A 21560-nucleotide genomic window follows, 5' to 3' on the forward strand; every position below is an offset into this window, starting at 1 on the left:
AGGGCTCTGACCTGCGACGATGCAGCCCCGGACTGGCTGACGAGGGCGTTGGCCGCCACGAGAGGAACCCACCATATGAGCGAAGTGACTGACCAGGAGACCTCGGCCGACGACACCACTGACGTCGCCGAGGAGGACGCCGCCATCGAGTCGACCGAGGCTACGGACGTGTCCACGGATGAGGTTGCTGCCGACTCGGTCGCGCCAACGAAGGCTGCTCCCGTTGACCTCGAGAAGGAAGGCGAGGTTGCTGCTGACTTCCTCGAGAACCTCCTCGACATCTGCGACCTGGACGGCGACATCGACGTTGACATCGACGGGGATCGCGCCGCCGTGGCGATCGTTGACTCCGAGGACGGTCGCGTCCCGCGACGCCTCGTCGGCGACAACGCCAAGGTCCTCGACGCGTTGCAGGAGCTCACCCGTCTCGCCGTTCAGTCGGCGACCGGCCAGCGCAGCCGCCTCATGTTGGACGTCGCGGGTCACCGTGCCGGTCGTCGCGCGGAGCTCGTCGAGATCGCCCAGGAGGCGATCACGTCGGTCAAGGAGTCCGGCGAGAAGGTGGCCCTCGAGTCGATGACGGCGTTCGAGCGCAAGGTCGTCCACGACGAGGTCCTGGCCGCCGGCCTCTCTTCGGAGTCCGAGGGTGTCGAGCCCCGACGTCACGTCGTGGTCCTGCCCGCGTGAGCGATGTTTCACGTGAAACGGTGAGCAACTCCGAGGAGTTTGACACCACACTTCCGGCCGCACCTTCGGGTGCGGCTGTCGTGTTTGGTGAACGCATGCCGATCGCCCACCGTTTCGCCGAGATCCTCGCCGACACGGGAGTGACCCACGGGCTCATCGGGCCGCGTGAAGTCCCGCGCCTGTGGGATCGCCACGTGCTCAACTGCGCCGTGATCGAGGGCGCCTTCCCCGAAGGCGCCAAGGTCATCGACGTCGGCTCTGGTGCTGGCCTGCCCGGCGTGGCTCTGGCCGTCGTGCGCCCCGATCTCGACGTCCATCTCGTCGAGCCGATGCAGCGGCGGACGGACTGGCTGTCCACCACCGTCGCCGATCTCGAACTCGCCAATGTCACGGTGCATCGTGGGCGCGCCGAGGAGTTCGTCGGCGTCCTCTCGGCTCCGTGGGTCACGGCCCGGGCCGTCGCTCGCATCGCCAAGCTGGCGCGGTGGTGCGTTCCCCTCCTCGACGGACGGGGCACGCTTGTGGCGATGAAGGGCCGATCCGCGCAGGAGGAACTCGACACGGACCGTCGAGACCTCAACAAGCTCGGCCTGGTGGAAGCATCAGTGTCCGAGCACGGTGGAGACGTGTTGGACGACCCGACCTTGACGCTGGACCTGACGTTCGTCCCCAAGGCACGCCAGGCTGCCTCGACGAAGGGGCGTCGCAAGAAGCGGTGACCCCAGGGTGCTGAAGGCACTCCCGCCAGAGCTCGGCCCCGACTCCCATGGAGTTCGGGGCCGATCTGTCTGCGGTGGCCACGCAGAGGTCGCACGGTCCGTTGGGTGCGAGTACGCCATGTTTCACGTGAAACGGTGTGCGAGGTTGGGGCGCCTCGGCTGCCATCCCGGCGAGCCACTCGCGATGCCACACGATCCGTTTCACGTGAAACCTGATGTCAATCTCGGTGAGCCATCGACCCGTCTCCTCGTGGTGTTGAGTGGGGATGCGTCAGGGGTGGGCACGCTGGGTAGGTGCCTCTCGAACCTGCTCCAATCCGTCCACGGGCGTGCCGCTGGGCACCTCGCGGGATCTGGGACTAAGCCGTGAGGACGTTGCAGAAGGACGTCGGTTCGACGATCCACCCACTTGTTGTCGTCGTGGTCCACCGCCCGCTGGATCCGACCCCTCGCGAGATCGGTGTCGCAGCAGCCTCGGCCAGGGGCTCAATCACGGTCACGTCATCGACCCCGGAGCAACGGCCGCGTCGGTACGTCCTTCAGACTCACGCGGGCCTTCTTCAAGTGACGGGCGAGAGTCACTCCCGAGCCGACTCATGGCCCCAATGTGGAGGCGGGCGGCCTCACCGATCCACTGCGGGTCGGGTCCTCACCTGTGTCGCCGCGGCCAGGATCTCCCTCAGGCCTGTGAGGCCCCGACATCCAATGTCGACGCCCGCGGAGCCGGAGGAACCGTGGCCACGCGATTGTCAGGACTCCAGATCCGCAGGACGCAGCTCGCGGGGCTCCGACACCGGCAGCCACGAGAGCCGCCCTGCGACGTGAGGGTTTCACGTGAAACATTGCGCTCGCAGCGGAATTCGCGGCACGGCGCGCCGGTGGTTTGGCGTGTTGGCAGACGGTCCTGTTGGATTGAGTGTCCCTGCCCGATCGACTGTGAGGTGGTCCCCGACGATGGCCGTCGAGACCGAACGCCGAGTGACCCCCGGGCTGGGATTCCCCGCCCTGCCAGGCCCAGAGACGAGCGCCTTGGGGTGGCCCGGAGCTGATGGCGTGTTCCGTGGTGATGTTTCACGTGAAACCCCGACGGAGTCACCCACCGCTCCCGTCACGGACCTGACATCGGCATCTTCGTCGGAGGAGTCGCAGGGACCGACTGAGGCACCCACCCCGGAACCATCACCGGCGTCAGGAGCCGCCAATGCCACGGCGGGGACAGGGGACGCGTCCGCCCCTGAGCCCACTGAATCCGTGACAGCGGCTGTGGGGGAGTTCGACGGCCCAGATGCCGGGTCGGTCCCCAACGGTGAGGACGTCGTGGGGGAGACTCAGCCTGTGGCCGACCTCGATGTTTCACGTGAAACGCACCCTTCCGAGTCCGAACGAGCGGCTGACGCATTGGCGAAGGTGTCCCGGGACGCCAAGGGGGAGGAGCTGCAGGACCTCGCCGATATCCCGGCAGCCGGAGCGGACACACCTCTGGCGCAGGCAGTGGCCGAAGACACCCGCAAACGCCTGACCTTGGCTGGTCGTGAACTCCCGCGCCCTGCAGAAACGCGGATCATGACCGTGGCCAACCAGAAGGGCGGCGTGGGCAAGACGACGACAGCGGTCAACATCGCCGCTGCCCTCGCCCAGGCGGGGGCGACGGTGCTCGTGGTCGATCTCGACCCTCAGGGCAACGCGAGTACCGCGCTGGGGATCGAGCACCACACCGAGGTCCCGAGCATCTACGACGTTCTCGTCGACGGTGATCCGATGAGCAAGGTCGTCCAGGCGTGTCCCGATGTGCCGGGCCTCTACTGCGCACCCGCGACGATCGACCTCGCCGGCGCGGAGATCGAGCTCGTGTCGCTCGTGGCGCGTGAGACGCGCCTCAAGAAGGCGATCACCGCCTACCGTGCGGAACTTGCCGAACACGGCGAGAACCTCGACTACGTGTTTGTCGACTGCCCGCCGAGCCTCGGCCTGCTCACGGTGAACGCCTTCGTGGCGGCGAGTGAGGTCTTCATCCCGATCCAGTGCGAGTACTACGCACTCGAGGGCCTGTCGGCGCTTCTCAAGAACATCGAACTCATCAAGAACCACCTCAACCCGACTCTGCACGTGTCGACCATTCTGCTCACGATGTACGACGGCCGAACACGCCTCGCGGCGCAGGTGGTCGAGGAGGTTCGGCACCACTTCCCGGACCAGACCCTCAAGGCCACCGTGCCCCGCTCAGTGCGCATCTCCGAGGCGCCCAGCCACGGACAGACCGTCATGACCTACGACCCCAACAGCAGTGGCGCCCTCTCCTACCTCGAGGCCGCCTCCGAGATGGCAGCGCAGAACGCCGCCGAGAACAGTGAGGACCGCTCATGAGCGACAAGCGACGTGCCCTTGGTCGGGGACTCGGGGCACTCATCCCGCCGGGCGCCGGCGGGAGCAGCGTCAACCGTCCCTCCGACGTCTTCTTCAAGGAGCGCACCGAGCCGACCACCGATTCCGGGGGCTCAGTCGCCACGGCGGAACGTCCCACCGGCGGTCCGGCGGATCTCCCGGCGAACGGTGCCGTGCCGCCGGTCGACGGGGTGGGGACCGACATCACCGGCCCGGCATCGTCGCAGGTCAGCGGCCAGAACGGCAACGGTGCGGGCACCGTCGAGGCGGAGACTGAGAAGGCCCAGGACGGTCCAGAACTCGTCGCCGTCCCAGGCGCCCAGTTCGCTGAGGTCCCACTCGACTCCATCCGCCCCAACCCGCGCCAGCCACGCACCGTCTTCGACGAGGACGACCTCGCCGAACTCGTGCACAGCATCCGTGAGATCGGCGTCCTCCAGCCCATCGTCGTCCGGCCCCTGCCGGCCGATGCCGCCGACGTGCCCGAGGGCGTCACCTACGAACTCATCATGGGTGAGCGCCGTTGGCGCGCCAGCCGCGAGGCAGGCAAGGACACCGTCCCGGCCATCATCAAGGCCACCGAGGACGACGACCTCCTGCGCGACGCGCTGCTCGAGAACCTCCACCGCAGCCAGCTCAACGCGTTGGAGGAGGCGGCTGCCTACCAGCAGCTCCTCGACGACTTCGGTTGCACCCAGGAAGAGCTCGCCACCCGCATTGGCCGGTCGCGCCCCCAGATCAGCAACACGTTGCGCCTGCTCAAGCTGCCCCCGATGGTCGCCCGCCGGGTCGCCGCCGGTGTGCTGTCGGCCGGCCACGCCCGCGCACTCCTCGGACTCAGCGACGGGGGAGCGATGGAGCGGCTCGCGCAGCGCATCGTCGCCGAGGGACTCTCCGTCCGCAGTGTCGAGGAGATCGTCGCCCTCGGACTGGACGACGAGAAGCCAGTGAAGCGGCGCCCGCGTGCCGGTGGGCGCCACCCGCAGCTCGACGACCTCGCGGCATCACTGTCCGACCGGCTTGAGACGCGCGTCGGCATTGCCCTCGGCAAGTCGAGGGGGAAGGTCACCATCGACTTCGCCTCGGTCGAGGACCTCAACCGGATCCTCGACGCGATGAACCTCCGCGCTACCAACTGAGCTTGTCCGCCGCGGCCTTCGTCCGCTTCGCGCTCATGTGCTCGTTCGCCGCAGTCCCATCCGCACTCGCGCGCTGAGCGCGCTTCGCGCTCCCGCCAGGCCCAGCCAGCGGCGACACGACGCATGCTCGGCTCCGCTCGGTCGCGTTGTCGCCTCGCCAATTCGGTTGGGGTGCAACGCAATTGGTCTCAGCATGACGAAGCCCCGGTCCTTCTGGACCGGGGCTTCGCTGTTGATCTTGGGTCAGGCGAGGAAGGGCTCGAGCTCGCGGAGAAGCTTGGGCTTCGGCATGGCGCCGACGATGGTCTTGACGATCTCGCCGTCCTTGTAGACGTGCATCGTCGGGATGGACGTGATGCCGAGCTTGCCGGTGATGGCGGGGTTCTCGTCCGTGTTGAGCTTGACGACGTCGAGGGTGTCGGCGTGGTCGCGCGCGATCTCCTCGAGGACCGGAGCGATCGCCTTGCACGGGCCACACCAGGGCGCCCAGAAGTCGACGAGGGTGACCTTGGAGTTCTTCAGGACGTCTGCGTCGAACGAGGCGTCGTCGGTGGTGCGGGTGGCTCCCATGTCGGGGGTCCTTCCTGGGTTGGGGTCGATGGTCGTGGCGCGCAATCAGTGTTCAACTGCGAAGGAGGGCCAACTCTCCGCCAGTGGTGGGGCGGGATCAGCCGGGGGCTGGGTCAGGGTGCGACGAGCGCGGGGGCGGCGATCTCTGCAGGGGTCGTCGGAGACGCGGTGTGCTCGGCGTGGGCGAGGAAGCGCTCGGCGTCCAGGGCCGCGGCGCAGCCGGAGCCGGCGGCGGTGATCGCCTGTCGGTACGTGTGGTCGACAAGGTCACCGCAGGCGAAGACTCCGGTGACGTTGGTCAGCGTGGAACGTCCCTCGACCAGCACGTAGCCCTCGCCATCCAGAGCCACCTGCTCGAGGTCGTCGGTCTGCTTGAGGAGTTCGTTGCGAGGGTCGTGGCCGATGGCGATGAAGAGGCCGGTGACAGCCAACTCGCTCGTCGCGCCAGTGACGGTGTCACGCAGGGTCACGGCGGACAGCTTGTCGTCGCCGTGGATGCCCACGACCTCGCTGTTCCACGCAAACTTGATCTTGTCGTTGGTGAGGGCGCGCTCAGCCATGATCTTGGAGGCGCGCAGCTCCTCACGGCGGTGCACGATCGTGACCGACCGGGCGAACTTCGTGAGGAAGGTGGCCTCCTCGACGGCCGAGTCTCCACCGCCGACGACGGCGATGTCCTGGTCGCGGAAGAAGAAGCCGTCGCAGGTCGCACACCACGAGACTCCGTGCCCCGAGAGGCGCTTCTCGTCGGGCAGGCCCAGCTCGCGGTACGCCGAGCCCATGGCGAGGATGATCGAGCGGGCGCGCCACGTGCGACCCTCACCGTCGACAACGGTCTTGATGTCGCCATCGAGGGACACCGACTCGACGTCGTCGGTGATGAGTTCGGCGCCGAACCGCTCGGCCTGCGCTCGCATCTCATCCATGAGGTCGGGCCCCATGATGCCGTCACGGAAGCCGGGGAAGTTCTCGACCTCGGTCGTGTTCATGAGCGCCCCACCCGCGGTGACGGCGCCCTCGAAAACGACCGGGTGCAGGTTTGCGCGGGCGGCATAGACCGCCGCGGTGTATCCAGCCGGCCCGGAGCCGATGATGATGACGTTGCGCACGTCCTTGTCGTCGGTCGCAATAGCGTCGGCGGAGGAGCTCACGAACACCGTCCCTTGTGTCTGTCACGGGTGACCACCGCTATATGCGGTGGTTCAGGTGCAACCGATCCTAGGTGCTCGATATTCCCGACACGCGGCCCGACCCGCCCTCAGGGCAGGTCGATCGGTCCGACGAGGATCGCCGGGTTGCCGAGCGTGCACTCACGACGCACGGCGTATGCCGTCCGCGCACCATCCGTGCCCACGACGATGACCGCAGCGGGCGTCCCGTCAACCGGTCCGAGGTCGACGTCGGCACGGGTGTCAGGGGGAAGGCCCAGGGCCTCGAGGCACGAACGAACCCCGATCTCGGTGCCGATGGGACCGATGCCGGGTGACTCAGCGGTCAGTGGCGTCAGAGGTGCGCTGCGCCCCGCTTCACCGAGTTGGCCGGCGAGGCCCGCGGCCGTGTAGGCCCGCCCGGACATGGTCACCACCACGGGCCCGGTCGCGAGGTCGCGGCCGCTCAGCTGGCCGTCGGAGTCACCCTGGGAGGCGGCAGTCTTCCCCTCGTCTGCGAGGGACCGTGACTCGGCGCTTCCTGCGGCGGAGTCCGCGCTCGAGCCGGCGCTGTCACTGCCCGCCCCGGACCCGAACCCGGATCCGACAAGGCCCGCAACTGAACTGCCGCCGATGAGTACCACTGCCGCCACGGCAACCTTGGATCCGTGCCGACTCCACCAGGACCGGATCCCGGGCCTCACCGTTCCACGTGAAACGGAAGTCACCCCCACTGAGGACACCGGCGGGGTCTCCTCGTCCAGCGAGAGGTCGGACAGCGACGCGCGGATCCGGTCCGCAAGGTCGTCAGGCATCGGACCCGGGTCTGGAAGGGCGCGCAGCAGTGCACGCATCCCCGTCGGGTCCGTGTCGTCGTCGTGCGTGCTCACCACCAGCTCCATTTCCCGGCCACACCTGTCACCCGGAGCCCCGAAGGGGGACGTCGGGTCGCATGGGCCACTCTGGGGTAGGACGTCACGGGCGCTCCTGAGGTTCCCGCGCCGCCGGATCGGTGCGGCCGCCCAGCACGGCGGCCAAAGCCTCGCGACCCCTAGCGCACCTCGACTTGATGGTGCCCACAGCGACACCGAGCACGTCCGCGGCGTCCGCGACCGGCATACCGTGCATGTCGACGAGCACGAGCGCGAGGCGTTGGTGCTCCGGAAGGTGAGCCAGCGCGGCCCGCACGTCGAGCTCGGTCTCGGCCTGGTCGTGCCGGTCGTGGTCGTCGACGATGTCGATGTCGGCCACATCGCCCGCACGCCGCAGGACGTCACGTTCGCGCCGCAGGCGATCGAGACAGGCGTTGACGACGATGCGATGGAGCCAGGTCGACACGGCGGCGTCCCCGCGATAGGAGCCCGCGCGGCGGAAGGCGTTGACGAAGCCGTCCTGCACGCAGTCCGAGGCGAGCTCGCGATCGCCGGTGGTGCGGACCGCCACAGCCCACAACCTGTCCCGGTGCCGACGGAAGATCTCTCCGAACGCGTCGGGGTCGCCAGCGACGTGCCGGGCCATGAGGGCGCGGTCGTCGACGCCCTCGAGGTCGCTCATCGTCAGTTCTTGACTTCGACCTCGCCGAGAATGGCGCGGTAGCGACCGTTGTCGTCGGTGGTCAGTCCGGTGAACCACACGATGACGTACTGGCCAGTGGTGCCCTGCTTGACCGGGAAGGTGACCGAGCCGTCGGCAGAAGCCTTCTCGCCGACCTTCGTCGCAGCGTCGAGGGACTTCTCGGGACCGATGTAGACCTCGACGTCGGCCCTGTTGCCCAAGGTCAACGTGACTTCGCGGGCCGCAACATTGGGTCCGAGGTCGACGCTCACGCCGACCCCGCTCTTGAGGCCACCGAGTGCGGCGGAGGAGTAGCCCTCCGACTGCCACACCGTCGACTTGTCACCGTCGAAGACGCGCGGGGCACGCGTGCCGTTCTCCCGCCCGTCGCCCTGGGGATCGAAACCGTCGGCAGCGAGGATCTGCAGCGACTCCCCGCCGGCCGTGGCACCACCCGCCGCAGGAGGCGATGCTGGGCTGGAAGGCGCGGGGGACTTGCCGGTCGCCGCGGTGGTCTGCTGTGCGGGGACCCCGCCGAAGTCGAGATCGGTGTTGGCGCCGATCCGCGAGACGCCCCACAGTCCGATGATGAGGGCCAGCACGAGGAATCCGGCGACGATGCTCAGCGCGAGCTTGGACTCGTCCTTGGTCAACGGCTGGGACGGGACGAGCGGGGCAGGTGCCTCGAGGAGCGCGTCACTCCCGGTGCCGGGTCGCAGGCGCTCGCCGTCGGGCGTGAGACCCGGCGCGTTGGGTGCGGTGATCCGCTCGCGGAACCCGCGTCGCTCGGCAGCCTTCTCAGCCGCCCGCTCGGCGGCCTGGCGACTGATCTCGCCGACCTTGGTCCCCATCCGGCCCATCGCACCGGCGACTGCCGTGCCCGCGCCGGCCATGGCCGCGCCGGCCGCGGTGGCGGCTGCAGCGGCGCTCGCCGCAGCCTTGGCAGCGGTGACGGCAGCAGGGCTGGGGCCAGAGGGCTCGGCGGGACTCCCGGACTGGCTGGGCTTGGCAGGTGTGGCGGGAGCGGAAGTCGTCTCGGCCCCGGCCCGAGCGCTGGGAGCGGCACTGACGGGCGCCAGCTCGGCCGTGTTGTCGAGGTGGGCGCGCGGGTTCGTGGTGTCGGCGTCGGCCTCGACGTGGTTCCGTGGCTGCGCGATCGACTCTGTCACCGGACTCGAGTCCGAGTGCGCCGCGGAGGTCGAACCCACGGTCATGCCCGAACGCGGACTCGGGCCTGCCCCGTCACGGTCCTCAGCCAGCCCGTCGACGCGCCGTGTCGGCGAGTCGTCGTCGTAGACCTCGACCCAGTCCGGGGAGTCCGGGGTCAGCGGGCCGGCGTCACCCGCTGGTCCCGCGGGCGATGCCGTAGCCGCAGCCGACGTCGCGGCAGCAGCCGCCGGCGCTGCGGCTGGCTGTGCGGGAGGGGCGCCCATGGGTGTCCGGGCACCAGGAGGGGCAGCCGGCACGCGGGGATCCGCGCCCGGCGACGTCGAGATCGCGATCGTCGAGCGACCGGCCACCTGGCGCGAGGGCCAGGGCGCGATCTGGCGGGCGAAGTCGCCGGGTGACGTCGGCCCCTGGTCATCGCCCAAGGTCAGGCGGCACAACGCGTCGAGGTCGCGCGGCACCCCCGCCGCGATCTCAGAGGGCGCGGCAACGCGCCCGAGGACGCGCGGGGCGGACCCGAGCGAGGTCTCGCTGGAGCCGGGCCACAGACCGGTGAGGCCGGCATACGTCAAAGAAACAACGCCGATGGCATCGCGACGCGAGGCTTCCTCGGCCTCGAGGTCGTCGCGCTCGACGATGGCAGCACTCGTGGCGACACCGCGAACCCGGATCTCGCCGTCGAGCGTGCGCAGGACGTCTTCTGGGCGGAGGTCGAGGTGGTGCAAACCGCGCTGGCGGGAGGATTCGAGGGCCGTGGCCACCTCACCGACGATGCGACGGACCTCGTCAGCGGGCAATCCGCCCTCGTGGACGAGCTGCGCCAGGGACCGGGTGCCCGGCGTGTGCGCCTCGACGAGCCAGGCCACACCGCGCTCGCGGCCCACGTCCAGCACCCGCAGCAAGGAAGGCGTGTCGAGTCCCGCAGCCCGCCGTGCGGCGTCGAGGATCGCGCTCGCGCGGTGGTCGCTGTCGGGGAGGCACAGGATGACGACGGAACGACCGAGCGTGGTGTCGTCAGCGGTCCACCGCTCACACCCATGGCGCTGCTCGATCCTGCGCTGGGTGGTGTACCGCCCGTCGAGGGTGGTTCCGGGTCCGACGCCCTCCAACGGGTGCCCCTTCCACTCGGTTTCGCGGCCAGCATAGGTGCACGAACTGTGCAGTGGGCGGTGTCAGTCCCCGGCGAGGCGCTGCCAGGCGAGGCGAGCGATGCGCCTCTCGTTGGGGAAGGTGAGGTGCCGGTGGGCATCACGCAGTGCAAACCAGGCGACATCGATCGCCTCGTGGTCCGGGTCGTTCTCGATGGTGAGGTCGCCACCGACGGCCTCGAGGAGGTAGTGGTGGACGTACTTGTGGATGCGCCGGTCACCGACCGCGAACCAGTAGTCGATCGTGCCCAGCTCGATCAGGACCTTGCCCTGTATGCCGGTCTCTTCCGCGACCTCGCGGGCGGCGGTCTGCGGGAGGGTCTCGGCACCTTCGATGTGCCCCTTGGGGAGGCACCACTCGATGCGGCCTGCCCGGTTGCGCCGCGCGATCACGGCGATGCGGGCCTCGCCCTCGTGGACGTCGACGACGACGCCACCGGCCGAGCGCTCCTCCACAGCAGGGAGCCGCCGGGTCACCCGGGGCGGTTCCGCTGCGGCGTGGCTCATCTGGTCACTCTAGTCACACCTCCCAATGCACCTAGTCTTGTCACTCGTGTCGCCCACCCCGCCCCCCGCTGCGCTCATGAAGCAGGCCGTCGCCCGACTGGCGCCAGTCCTGCCCCTCCTCACCGACCTCGGAACCCGGTTCACGCAGGCCGGTCACGAGCTCGCACTCGTCGGTGGACCGGTGCGCGACGCCTTCCTCGACCGGACCCCGCCGGACCTCGATTTCACGACGAGCGCGTCGCCCGACGAGACCGAGGCGATCCTGCGCGAGTGGGGCACGGCGACCTGGGACATGGGCCGCGACTTCGGCACGATCGGTGCGCGTCGGCGTGTCGACGGGGTCGAGACCACGGTGGAGGTCACGACCTATCGGGCGGACGCCTACGACGGGGTGACCCGCAAGCCCATCGTGGCCTTCGGGGAGTCGCTGGAGGTGGACCTCGTCCGCCGCGACTTCACGGTGAACGCCATGGCCTTGCGGCTGCCGTCGCTGGAGTTCGTCGACCCGTACGGTGGCCTGGACGACCTGCGGGAGGGTGTGCTCCGGACGCCGTCGACCCCCGAGGTGAGCTTCGGGGACGACCCGCTCCGGATGATGCGTGCCGTGCGCTTCGTCGCGCAGCTCGGTCTCGTGCCCGCGCCCGAGGTGTATGCCGCGATGCAGGAGATGGCGTCCAGCCTCGAGATCGTCTCGGCCGAACGGATCCGGGACGAACTCGTGAAGTTGCTCCTGGCTCCCCATCCCCGCGCAGGACTGGAGCTACTCACGCGAAGTGGGCTCGCGGCATACGTGCTGCCCGAACTTCCCGCACTGCAACTGGAGATCGACGAGCACCACCGGCACAAGGACGTCTACGAGCACTCCCTCATCGTGCTCGAGCAGGCGATCGCCATGGAGGGTCCGGCGGGCGGACCGGAGGAGTCGGTGCCGGGGCCGGATCTCGTGCTGCGGTTGGCCGCCCTGCTCCACGACATCGGCAAGCCGCCGACGCGCCGGTTCGAAGACGGCGGGGGAGTGAGCTTCCACCACCACGAGGTCGTCGGCGCCAAGATGACGGCGAAGCGGCTCAAGGCGCTGCGCTTCGACAAGGACACGGTCAAGGCGGTGTCGCGGCTCGTGGAGCTGCACTTGCGCTTCCACGGCTACGGCGACGGGCAGTGGACCGACTCGGCGGTGCGGCGCTATGTCACCGATGCCGGGCCACTCTTGCAGCGGCTGCACCGACTGACACGTGCTGACTCCACGACCCGGAACGTCCGCAAGGCACAGCGCCTGGCGCGTACCTATGACGAGCTCGAGGCGCGCATCGAGAATCTGCTCGAGCAGGAGTCGCTCGCTGCGGTGCGCCCCGAACTTGACGGCAACGAGATCGCGGCGGTGCTCGGGATCACGCCCGGGCCGGTGCTGGGGCGGGCGTACAAGTACCTCTTGTCGGTGCGGCTCGACGAGGGGCCGATCGGGCCTAAGGCAGCGGCTGATCGGCTGCGGGTCTGGTGGGCAGACCAGCCCGAGTCCCGCGCGGACGCCTGACGCACTGCCGCGCGACGACTCCCTCAGTGGAGGTGTCCAGCTGGACGCGTGCTCTGGCCCGCGCCCAACTGGACACATCCCTCACGCGTGTCAGTTGGCGGTCAGGCGGAACTCCTGATTGGTCCTCAGGGTCGATTGAGCGATGCGGAGGGCGCTGCCCTTGGTGCCGGGTCCGACGTCGAGGACGAAGCCGTTCTCGGGTCCGGGGACGTCGTGCACCTCATGCGTCAGCAGGGCTGACGTGATGGTGTAGTTGCGTCCGTCCAGCGTGCTCACCCGCCACTTCTGGGCGTTCGAGCCGTTGGACCGGTACTGCCAGACGTTGGTGCCGTTGGCCGCCACGCCACCCTTGACATCGAGGGCCAGGCCGGAGTTGACGTTGGTGATCGTGTAGTACGAATCCGACCCGCGCACCAGCCGGAACTTCTGCGCGGTGGAGCCGTTGCGACTCCACAGCTGGATGCCGGCCCGAACGGCGAGTGATGCGCGCGTGACGTCGAGCGAGAGCGCTCCGTTGTCGATCCGGTAGGTGCCGTTGGCCGGCAGCGTTCCCGCCGTGTAGTTGCCCGCGAACACCGATCCCAGGGCCCCGTGGCGCCGCAGCAGGTAGGAACGCAGGTGGCCGGTGTCTCGCGCCGGGGTGCTGCCGACGACGCTCTGCCCGCTGGGAGTCCAACGCAGTTTGTTGAGCGCGGCCGACCGTTCGACCTCGCTGGCCGCGTCGGCGAGGTGCCCGGTCTTCGACACGATCGCCCCGACCGCAGGGCCGACGACGGTTGCGTGGGCCTGCTTGACCGCCGATCGGAAGGCGGGCTGGGCGAGGAGTTGGTGGATCCAGCGGGGCTTGACCCGGGCGGGGTCGCCGACGTGCACGCGGTCCACTGCGGGAGCGGTGTTGAGCGCGCCCATGGTGCGGTCGGCGTCCCAGACGGGTCCGGCGTGGAGGGCCCCGCCCTTGTCCATGTACATGTACGTGCTCGACTTGAACGCGTCGTCGTTGGCGGTCATCTCCTGGACGAGGTAGTACCTCGCCCACGAGGGCACGTCGATCAGCTCCGAGAAGTGCTCGCCCTGGGAGTTGCGCCCCGTGGGCGAGGAGATCGCGTCCTCGAGCCGCTGCAGCTTCCGGCCCACGAAGGCCAACTGCTCCGCGTTCGCGTCCTCAGGGGCCTTCACGGTGAACGGCGTCCCCTGTTTGGTGATGACATATGAGCGCTCGCCACGTGCCCCCGCGGCGAAGTCCATCTCGAGGAGGAAGCCGCTCTGCTCGAACCCGGCAGGTGTGTTGGTGAAGGGCACATAGCTCGCCTCTCGGATGCCCGGCGCGCCCGCGAGGCTCGTCGTCCTGGTGGGTGTGAGGGACGACAGGCCGGGGTTGGCCGTCTCGTTCGCCTTCTGGAGGTCGGTGATCGCGAGCCGGGTCGCTCCGACCTGGACCTTCTCGGTCAGGAAGTACGACCCGCGGAAGCCACCGTCGATGAACAGGTCGATCATGCGGCCCTTGATCGAGTGGTCCATCGCCCCGGCCCGTCGCAGCACGTCACCCTCGAGGTCATACGCCACCTTGTTGCGGATCAAGGACGCGTCGAGGTAGTTGGCGAGAAGGATCCACGTCTTGTGAGCACCTGCGCCAGGGACGAGTTCGGTGTTGGTGGGGAGCTTGATCTGGTACGGCTTCTTGACGTAGCCCCACGTCGAGTTGCCGCGGCCCTTCATCTCCGACAGGGCCCCGTTGAACACGGTTCCCGTCGCCTCGTCGACCATCGCCATCGTCCCGCCGGTGTCCTCGAACTCCTTGTCCGCCTCGATGGCGGCGAGGCCCGACCCGGTGGTGATGAACATCGATGGAACCTTGGCCGAGGTGTGCACCTTGACGGGGGCGCCCAGGTCGGAGCGATCGAAGTCGAGGACGTACTCACCCGCCGTCGACGAGGGGGTCAAGGAGTAGTCGTCTGCGTCGAACGCCTCCTGGGTCCCGTTGTCGGACAGCACCCAGCCCGACAACCCCTGCACCGAGGTCGAGGCCGGGAGGAACAGGTCGCGGCCCGAGGTCACCGGAATGTCATCCACGTCATCGGTCGACGCGGGGTCCGCGTTGAGCGCGGGCGCGCCGCTCACGTTGTTGAACACGATGCTCGTGATCGCGGCAGCCTGAGCCTGGGCAGGCATGACGCCGACCCAGGTCAGGGCGCCGGTCACGGCGGCGGTGGCGAGCCGGGAAGACGTTCTCCGGGCCATGCGGGTCGTGGACATCGACAGCTCCCTCTGTTGGCCGCGTCCCTCCCGCGGGTCGCGGAGAGTTTCCCACCGTCACTTGCCCCGGGGAGGGATTTTCGCGATACCCGGGGGGACCTCACCGCACACGGCACGCATGCACGCCTCGCGGGGAGTTCTCCCCATCGTGCGGTGGTGGTGCTCGCGGCTAGGCTGGTTCGGATCATGCACAGCACTCGTTCGACCACGGTGCCCTGACTGCCATGGAGGTGGCCCCGATGCCCACGGTGGGCCATCCCAGCGGGCTCAGTCCGCAGCTCCCCACGATCGAACTCACGCTCCCCGACGGCTGGTCCGCCGGACCCGGTGGTGACGCGCTCTTCCGCGCCACGCGCGGAACGGGAGCCGACCTCACACCGGAGCTCACGGCATACGTGCACACGTCGCGCGAGACGACCACGGACGAACTCGTCGCCGCTCTCGTCCTGGAGGCCCGGGAGGAAGAGGACGGTGAGGCAGACCCGACGTTCGAGGTCGTCCTCGAGGACCGGACCTGGACCGGCCTGAACGTGTCATGGGTCGAGGTGGGCGAACACGCCTACGTCATCCACCTCATCACGCCCGTCGAGGCCGGTGAGGTCACCCAGTTCGTCCACCTGAGCGGCCACGTCACCGGAGCCGACTCGGAGGCCGACTACGACGAGATCCAGGGCATCCTCGAGACCGTCCGCGTCACGCCCGCAGCCCCCGCCTCCCGCACCGGAGAAGGAGGGTGAGCGGCCGGCACTATGCCGCGCTCACAGGACCCGACGTGACGATCCGATCCGGCGCCGCCACCCACGTGGGACGGGTGCGAGACCACAACGAGGACAGCCTCATCGCGGAGGGTCGCGTCTACGCCGTCGCCGACGGCATGGGCGGTCACGCTGCCGGCGAGGTCGCGAGCGGCATCGCCGTCCAGTGCCTGGGTGAGCTCAACGCCCGTGACCGCGTCCGGTCCGAGGACGTCGTCGCCCTGCTGCGCCACACCAATGCCCGCATTCTCGAGTCCGCCGCAGCCCACCCGGAGCAGACGGGGATGGGCACGACCGTTGCCGGGCTCACCGTCGTCGACGCCGGTGGCGCCGACCACTGGATCGTCTTCAACATCGGCGACTCGCGCGTCTACCGGTTCCTCGGCAACCGGATGAGCCTCGTGACGCAGGACCACTCCGAGGTGCGCGAGATGGTCGACGCCGGACTCATCACCGCCGAGGAGGCCCTGCGCCACCCGATGCGCAACATCATCACCCGCTCGCTCGGCACCAATCCGGGCCCGAACGCGGACGTCTGGGTCTTCCCGCCACACCCCGGCGAACGCTTCGTCCTGTGCAGCGACGGCCTCACCAACGAGCTCGACGACCGCACGATCATGGTGGCGCTGCAGAAGTACGACGACCCGCAGGTCGTCGCCGACCACCTGTGCCAGGCGGCGGTCGAGGCGGGCGGTCGTGACAACATCAGTGTTGTCGTGGTGGCGTTCGACGCCGATGACGACGACAGCGACGAGGCCGACACCGCTCCCCGTCACACCCTGATCCCGACCTGAGGACGATCGCAGTGAGCAGCACCGAGGTCACGACCCAGGCCCCCGCGGGCTGGGTTGCCTTGTCCGCCGAAGACCGCCACCTGGTCGTCCGGGGCCATTCCTCGCTGAGTGACGACCTCCGCGGTCCCCTGGGCGTGGGACTCGTTGCGGTGCTCGACGCGCTGTCTCGCGACGGTTTGGGTGCGTTGCCCGACTTCGCCCTCGTGGACACCTCGGGGGAGCGGGCGCGAGTCCTCGTGCGCGGTTCCGCCGTGGTGCGCGCTGACGGTTCCGAGGTCTCCGCGGAGGGTCGTATGCCGTGGCGCGACGTCGACGTCGACGCTGCGGTTCTCGAGGTGGCTGGGTCGGATGGACTTCGCGGGGGCTGGCGGCGTCCGTCGCGACTGGGTCGGCCCGTGGTCGCTGCCGCAGCCGTTGACCCCGAGCCCGGCGCCGTGAGTTCCTCACCCGAGTCCGCCGTCAGTGACGAGCCGGCCGAGCCGGTCATCCCCGCTGAGTCGGACGTCGAGGTCGCGCCGGAGCCGATGGTCGAGGCGGCCCTCGAACCGGAGCCGGGACTCACGCCTGGGCTGGAACCCCAGCCCGCACCTGTGGCTCCGCCCGTCCCGCCGGCCGACCTCACCCTGCCTCCCTCGGAGGAGTACGCCGGTGCGGCGCCGGCCGAGCGGGTCATCCCCGAGCCGGAGTCCCGACCGGCCAAGAAGGTCCTCATCGACAGCGTCCCGTGGCGGACGCTCCCCGACGACGCGTCTCACGGTGCGAAGCCCGAGACCGCTGACCAGGCGGAATCCCCGTCGTCGCAGCCTGCCGCCGCTCCGGCAGTCCCCGACGCGCACGCGGGCCCGACCGGTCCGGACAACTGGGGGATGACCGGACCGCCCCCCGGTGCCGCCGCGCCGGCCGCACCCGGACCTGCCCCGGTCGCCCCCGCTCCGTCAGCTCCCGGCGCAGACACGCCCGTCGTGGATGCGCCCGCCGGGGATGCGCCCGCCGTGGAGGCGCCCGCCACCCCTGCGCCGACCCCACCACCGGTCCCCGAGCTGACCGTGGACCGCGGCGCGGTCGCCCCGAGTCACGATGGCCCGGCCGACAGCCCGATCGTCCTGGCCGTCATCTGCCCGGCCGGACACCACTCGTCACCCCACGCAAGCGCTTGCCGGGTCTGCGGTCGCGACCTCCCGACCCAGCAGCCGTTCCAGACGCCGCGTCCCCAGCTCGGGAGCCTGCGCGTCTCGACCGGTGGCCTCGTGCCGCTCGACCGCGGCATCCTCCTCGGCCGGTCGCCGAAGGTGAACGCCGACCTCCCGCCGAGCAGCCGCCCCCACCTCGTCCGGCTGGCCTCGCGCGACAACGACATCTCCCGCAACCACGCCGAGGTCATCCTCGAGGGCTGGCACGTGCTCGTTCGCGACCTCGGGTCGACCAACGGCACGACCGTGACCCTCCCCGGTCAGGAGCCGGTCCGCCTGCGCCCCACCGAGGACTTCGGCATCGAGCCGGGCGCGATCATCACCCTCGCCGACGAGGTCGCCCTCACCTACGAGGTCTCCGAGTGAGTCGGACAGCACCCAGCACGGCCCCGGAGATCCCCGGACTCGTCTATCGCCAACCCCTGGGTTCGGGCGGCTACGCCGACGTCTTCCTCTACGAGCAGCAGATGCCGCGCATGCCCGTGGCCGTCAAGGTCCTCAAGCGCGACGGGCTGACTCCGGCGATCCGGCGCCAGTTCATCGAAGAGGCCAACACCATGGCCGAGCTCGCGGACCACCCCTACATCGTCCAGGTCTTCCGCAGCGAGCAGCTCGCCGACGGCGGCGCCTACCTCGTGATGAAGTACTACCCGCCGCCCAACCTCGCGACGCGAGCGAAGCGCGAGCGGCTGACGGTCGAGGAAGTGCTGCGTACCGGCATACAACTGTCTTCTGCGGTCGAGACCGCGCACCGCGCGGGCATCATCCACCGCGACATCAAGCCGGCGAACGTCCTCGTGAGCCAGTACGGCGCACCGGGGCTGACCGACTTCGGCATCGCCGGGCGTGGTGGCAACCAGGACGAGCACGACGAGGACGTCGGTGTCTCCGTGCCGTGGTCGCCGCCCGAGGTGCTCTATGGCCAGAGCAACGGGGACTCCCGCAGCGACGTCTACTCCCTGGCCGCGACGCTGTGGCACCTCCTCGTGGGGCGCTCGCCGTTCGAGCAGCCGGGGGGCGACAACTCCGCCTACGCGCTCATGCCGCGCATCCGCGCGACGCCGGCCCCGCAGACCGGGCGTGCTGACGTCCCCCTCAGCCTCGAACGCCTCCTCGGCCAGGCCATGGCCAAGAAGCCCGACGCCCGACCGCAGACGGCGATCGAGTTCGCCCGTGGGCTGCAGGCGATCGAGCAGGAACAGCGCTTCGCACGGACCCCCATCGTCGTCCTCGACGAGTCCGGGCACACGACCGTCGCCGACGGCGGTGGTCGCCCGGCACCGGAGCACACCGACCACGACCGCACGAGCGTTCGCGCGCCTGCGGTCATGTCGCCGCAACCCCAGTTGCCCACTGCGACACCGCGTTCCGCGGACGAAGCCGCCGTCGACGAGGGACCGCAACCTCTCACGATCAGCGGTGGCGCCCTCCTCGCCGGGGTCGGAGTCGTGCTCCTCGCCCTGGTCGGTGCGCTCGTGTGGGCGATCGGCTTCCGCAGTGATGACGCCCCGGTGGACGCCTCGACCGACGCACCCAGGGCGTCGGCGACCGTTGGTGGTGGTGGCCCGGTCGTCGACATCCCGGAGCCGCCGGGCCTCGACGGGCAGGGAGTCCCGGGGTCAGTGGTGTTCACGTGGAACTACGCCGGTGTCCGCAAGGGCGACTTCTATCGGATGCGGATCGCGCCGAGTCAGGCCGAGGTTGTCGATGCTGAGGTGACGACCGTCAGGGAGATGCCGCACAAGGTGGCCGCCGCGCCGGGGGAGACCGTGTGCGCTCAGGTGGCCGTGGCCCGCGCCGCTGGTGCCACGTCGGCGTATTCGGGAATCAAGTGCCTGCAGGGAGGGTGACCCATGGCTGTGACGGTGGAGTTCTGCGGTGAGGAGTTCGTCGCCGGGGAGGAGGCCCCGCTGACGATCGGTCGGGTGGCGGACGTCGAGATCGACGACAACCCCTACCTCCACCGAGTCTTCCTCCAGGTGCACCGCGAGCATGACCTGTGGTGGCTGAGCAACGTCGGGTCGACCCTCACTGCGACGGTCGGCGACCGGCAGGGCCTGTTCCAGGCGTGGCTCAACCCGGGGGCGCGCATTCCCCTGGCGCTCGAGGCGTTCACCGTGTGGTTCACGGCAGGGCCGACGACCTATGACTTCGACATCACCGTCGACGACGCGACGTTCACGTCCATCGTCACCGAACCGGAACCCGAGCCGGAGGACTCGCCGGGTGAGACGACGGTCGGACGCGTCTCGATGACGCCCGACCAGAAGCTCCTCATCGTCGCCCTGTGCGAGGGCTTCCTGCGCACCCCGTCGGCCGGGCAGGGCACGATCCCGTCCTCGGCCCAGGCTGCCGCCCGCCTCGGGTGGACGACGACGAAGTTCAACCGCAAGCTCGACAACGTCTGCCAGAAGCTCGCCGACGCCGGCACCCGGGGCCTGCACGGAGGGCCGGGCAAGCTGGCGAGCAACCGCAAGTCCCGCCTCGTCGAGCACGCCCTCTCGACCCGCATGGTGACCGAAGCAGACCTCGCCCTCCTCCCCTGATCCCTCTGCGACTTTGTGCCCCATTGGGACACGGCCTCTCTCGACTTTGTGCCCCAATGGGACACGGCTCCGCGTTGTCCACAGTGGGCGGATCGGCCCGGCGTCGTCCACAGATCTGCTGGCGCCGTAGCGCGCCCCGAGCCGGTCCTCGCAATGTGGGTGGATGAGCGCCTTCAAGGACCTCCCGCAACCTTTCGCCCGTGCCGACGTTCTGGCCGCGGACCTCTCACCTCGTGCGATCGGCAGGGAAGTCGCGCGCGGACTCGTGATCGAAGTCGCCAAGCGCCTGTATGCCGTCCGCTCGCCTTGGGAGGAGCAGCCCCCTTGGGTGCGCCACCGGTCCATGGCCGCGGCCGCGGTGCGCCTGACCAAGGACGCGATCATCAGCCACGCGAGCGATGCCGCGCTCTTGGGCCTGCCGTACCCGACGCATCCACCCAGCAGGGTGTCGATGACACTCATGGATGACGGTCGAACACTTCGATCCGACAGTTGGCGGCGCTTCGCCCGTGCGCAGACTCCTTATGAGCATGTGGAGATCCGGGACGGGGTTCCCCGGCTCGTGCGGGCTCGAACCGTCATCGACTGTGCCCGCGTCCTGCACCCCCGGGATGCACTCGCCATTGCCGATGGCGCCCTTCGCGCAGGAATGGTGACCCATGAAGCACTTCTCACGATGCGGCGCCACCAACGGAAGTGGCCGGGTGTCGCCAAAGCCAACGACGTCCTCATGCTGGCCGACGGCCGACGGGAGAACTGGCTTGAGTCCGCCTCCGCCTGGGCCGCGCATGAGTGGGGTCTGCCGATCGCGGTCCCACAGGTGAACATCCTGACCTCGACCCGGCGCTTCGCCGGTCGATGCGACGCGCTGTGGCCGGACGAGGGGATCGTGGGGGAGGCCGACGGGGTGGAGAAGTACCTCATGGGCGGTTCCTCCGAGGCCGCAGTGCTCCAGCGACTCGAGGCGGAGGCTGTCCGGCAGCGGGGTTTCACCGAACTGGGGCTCGAGGTCGTGCGATGGGTTCCCCGCGAGGCCATTGACGGCGCTGAGCTCCATGCGCGGTTCCAGGCGGCGAAGCGTGGTGCTGGCTCTCCGACGCTGACGGCCGAGTTCGCCTGTAGCTGTTGCAGTAGGGCGTTGGCCGAATGCTCGGTGGAGGCGCACCTACGGCAGTGGCGTCGACAACTCGTTGAGGAGTTCGCCCCGAAGGTGTGGTGAGGACCACCCGCGTCCGCTCGTGCGCACGCCGGAACGTCACCAGGCTTTCGCTCGTCCTTGTGCCCCGTTGGGACACGACCTTGGAAGGTGAGAGGGCGAGGAACGGGGCGCGACGGCATACGTGCAGGTCCGTCGTCTTTGTGCCCCACCGAGACTCCACCGATCACCGCTGGCTGTCCCAATGGGGCACAAGGACGCGGGGTGCTGGCTGTCCCCATGGGGCACAAGGACGCGGGGTGCTGGCTGTCCCA

At 69.4% G+C, this 21560-nt stretch carries 18 protein-coding genes; 11 read left to right on the top strand and 7 right to left on the bottom strand.

Translation table 11 applies throughout. The features are described from left to right. Window positions 1-75: 75 nt before the first annotated feature. The 4 genes from N802_RS14905 (at window position 76) to N802_RS14920 (ending at window position 4927) form a co-directional block, all read left to right on the top strand. Window positions 76-687 (top strand): Jag family protein, encoded by a 612-nt coding sequence (locus N802_RS14905; protein ID WP_035917775.1) that lies wholly within the window; start codon window positions 76-78, stop codon window positions 685-687. 95 nt (window positions 688-782) lie between these two features. Continuing rightward, complete coding sequence (gene rsmG, locus N802_RS14910; RefSeq protein WP_245613954.1) at window positions 783-1406, top strand: 16S rRNA (guanine(527)-N(7))-methyltransferase RsmG; 624 nt, start codon at window positions 783-785, stop codon at window positions 1404-1406. 1251 nt (window positions 1407-2657) lie between these two features. Continuing rightward, the gene (locus N802_RS14915) at window positions 2658-3770 is read left to right on the top strand and encodes a ParA family protein (protein ID WP_281175146.1); all 1113 of its coding nucleotides are present in this window, start codon (window positions 2658-2660) and stop codon (window positions 3768-3770) included. Next, the gene (locus tag N802_RS14920) at window positions 3767-4927 is read left to right on the top strand and encodes a ParB/RepB/Spo0J family partition protein (RefSeq protein WP_035917777.1); all 1161 of its coding nucleotides are present in this window, start codon (window positions 3767-3769) and stop codon (window positions 4925-4927) included. The genes N802_RS14915 and N802_RS14920 overlap by 4 nt, the downstream gene beginning before the upstream one ends. A gap of 243 nt (window positions 4928-5170) precedes the next feature. On the opposite strand, the gene trxA is transcribed toward N802_RS14920, so the two are convergent. The 6 genes from trxA to N802_RS14950 all read right to left on the bottom strand — a co-directional run bounded on the left by trxA (window position 5171) and on the right by N802_RS14950 (window position 11021). Next, complete coding sequence (gene trxA / locus N802_RS14925) at window positions 5171-5497, bottom strand: thioredoxin (RefSeq protein WP_035917779.1); 327 nt, start codon at window positions 5495-5497, stop codon at window positions 5171-5173. A gap of 113 nt (window positions 5498-5610) precedes the next feature. Next, window positions 5611-6654 carry a thioredoxin-disulfide reductase gene (trxB, locus tag N802_RS14930; RefSeq protein WP_052110005.1) on the bottom strand — a complete coding sequence of 348 codons (1044 nt, stop codon included), beginning with the start codon at window positions 6652-6654 and terminating at the stop codon, window positions 5611-5613. A gap of 101 nt (window positions 6655-6755) precedes the next feature. After that, window positions 6756-7535, bottom strand: a complete 780-nt coding sequence (locus N802_RS14935) for a hypothetical protein (RefSeq protein WP_156971436.1) — start codon at window positions 7533-7535, stop codon at window positions 6756-6758. A gap of 85 nt (window positions 7536-7620) precedes the next feature. After that, window positions 7621-8199, bottom strand: coding sequence for an RNA polymerase sigma factor SigM (gene sigM / locus N802_RS14940; RefSeq protein WP_035917781.1), 579 nt, complete (start codon window positions 8197-8199; stop codon window positions 7621-7623). A 2-nt stretch (window positions 8200-8201) separates the two neighbouring features. Continuing rightward, window positions 8202-10475, bottom strand: coding sequence for a protein kinase family protein (locus N802_RS14945; RefSeq protein WP_035917783.1), 2274 nt, complete (start codon window positions 10473-10475; stop codon window positions 8202-8204). 63 nt (window positions 10476-10538) lie between these two features. Beyond that, window positions 10539-11021 (bottom strand): NUDIX hydrolase, encoded by a 483-nt coding sequence (locus N802_RS14950; RefSeq protein WP_035917786.1) that lies wholly within the window; start codon window positions 11019-11021, stop codon window positions 10539-10541. Window positions 11022-11097: 76 nt separating this feature from the next. Here N802_RS14950 and N802_RS14955 point away from each other — a divergent pair, with 76 nt between their 5' ends. Next, window positions 11098-12552: a CCA tRNA nucleotidyltransferase gene (locus N802_RS14955; protein WP_035917787.1), complete on the top strand. Its 1455-nt coding sequence runs from the start codon at window positions 11098-11100 to the stop codon at window positions 12550-12552. A 90-nt stretch (window positions 12553-12642) separates the two neighbouring features. Here the strand turns inward: N802_RS14955 and N802_RS14960 are convergent, their stop codons facing one another. Next, a complete protein-coding gene (locus N802_RS14960; RefSeq protein ID WP_035917789.1) occupies window positions 12643-14805 on the bottom strand; it encodes an RICIN domain-containing protein in 2163 nt (720 codons plus the stop codon). Window positions 14806-15029: 224 nt separating this feature from the next. On the opposite strand from N802_RS14960, the gene N802_RS14965 reads away from it, so the two are divergent. The 6 genes from N802_RS14965 to N802_RS14990 all read left to right on the top strand — a co-directional run bounded on the left by N802_RS14965 (window position 15030) and on the right by N802_RS14990 (window position 21309). Next, a complete protein-coding gene (locus N802_RS14965) occupies window positions 15030-15542 on the top strand; it encodes a hypothetical protein (protein WP_035917790.1) in 513 nt (170 codons plus the stop codon). Next, window positions 15539-16354 (top strand): PP2C family protein-serine/threonine phosphatase, encoded by an 816-nt coding sequence (locus N802_RS14970; RefSeq protein WP_052110007.1) that lies wholly within the window; start codon window positions 15539-15541, stop codon window positions 16352-16354. The genes N802_RS14965 and N802_RS14970 overlap by 4 nt, the downstream gene beginning before the upstream one ends. 11 nt (window positions 16355-16365) lie before the next feature. Next, window positions 16366-17910 (top strand): FHA domain-containing protein, encoded by a 1545-nt coding sequence (locus tag N802_RS14975; protein ID WP_035917792.1) that lies wholly within the window; start codon window positions 16366-16368, stop codon window positions 17908-17910. Continuing rightward, the gene (locus N802_RS14980; RefSeq protein WP_035917793.1) at window positions 17907-19394 is read left to right on the top strand and encodes a serine/threonine-protein kinase; all 1488 of its coding nucleotides are present in this window, start codon (window positions 17907-17909) and stop codon (window positions 19392-19394) included. The genes N802_RS14975 and N802_RS14980 overlap by 4 nt, the downstream gene beginning before the upstream one ends. Before the next feature lie 3 nt (window positions 19395-19397). Further along, window positions 19398-20090, top strand: coding sequence for an FHA domain-containing protein (locus N802_RS14985; protein ID WP_035917796.1), 693 nt, complete (start codon window positions 19398-19400; stop codon window positions 20088-20090). A 163-nt stretch (window positions 20091-20253) separates the two neighbouring features. Continuing rightward, complete coding sequence (locus tag N802_RS14990; protein WP_035917797.1) at window positions 20254-21309, top strand: hypothetical protein; 1056 nt, start codon at window positions 20254-20256, stop codon at window positions 21307-21309. Window positions 21310-21560 lie beyond the last annotated feature (251 nt).

The organism is Knoellia sinensis KCTC 19936 (assembly GCF_000768705.1).
Taxonomy (GTDB): domain Bacteria; phylum Actinomycetota; class Actinomycetes; order Actinomycetales; family Dermatophilaceae; genus Knoellia; species Knoellia sinensis.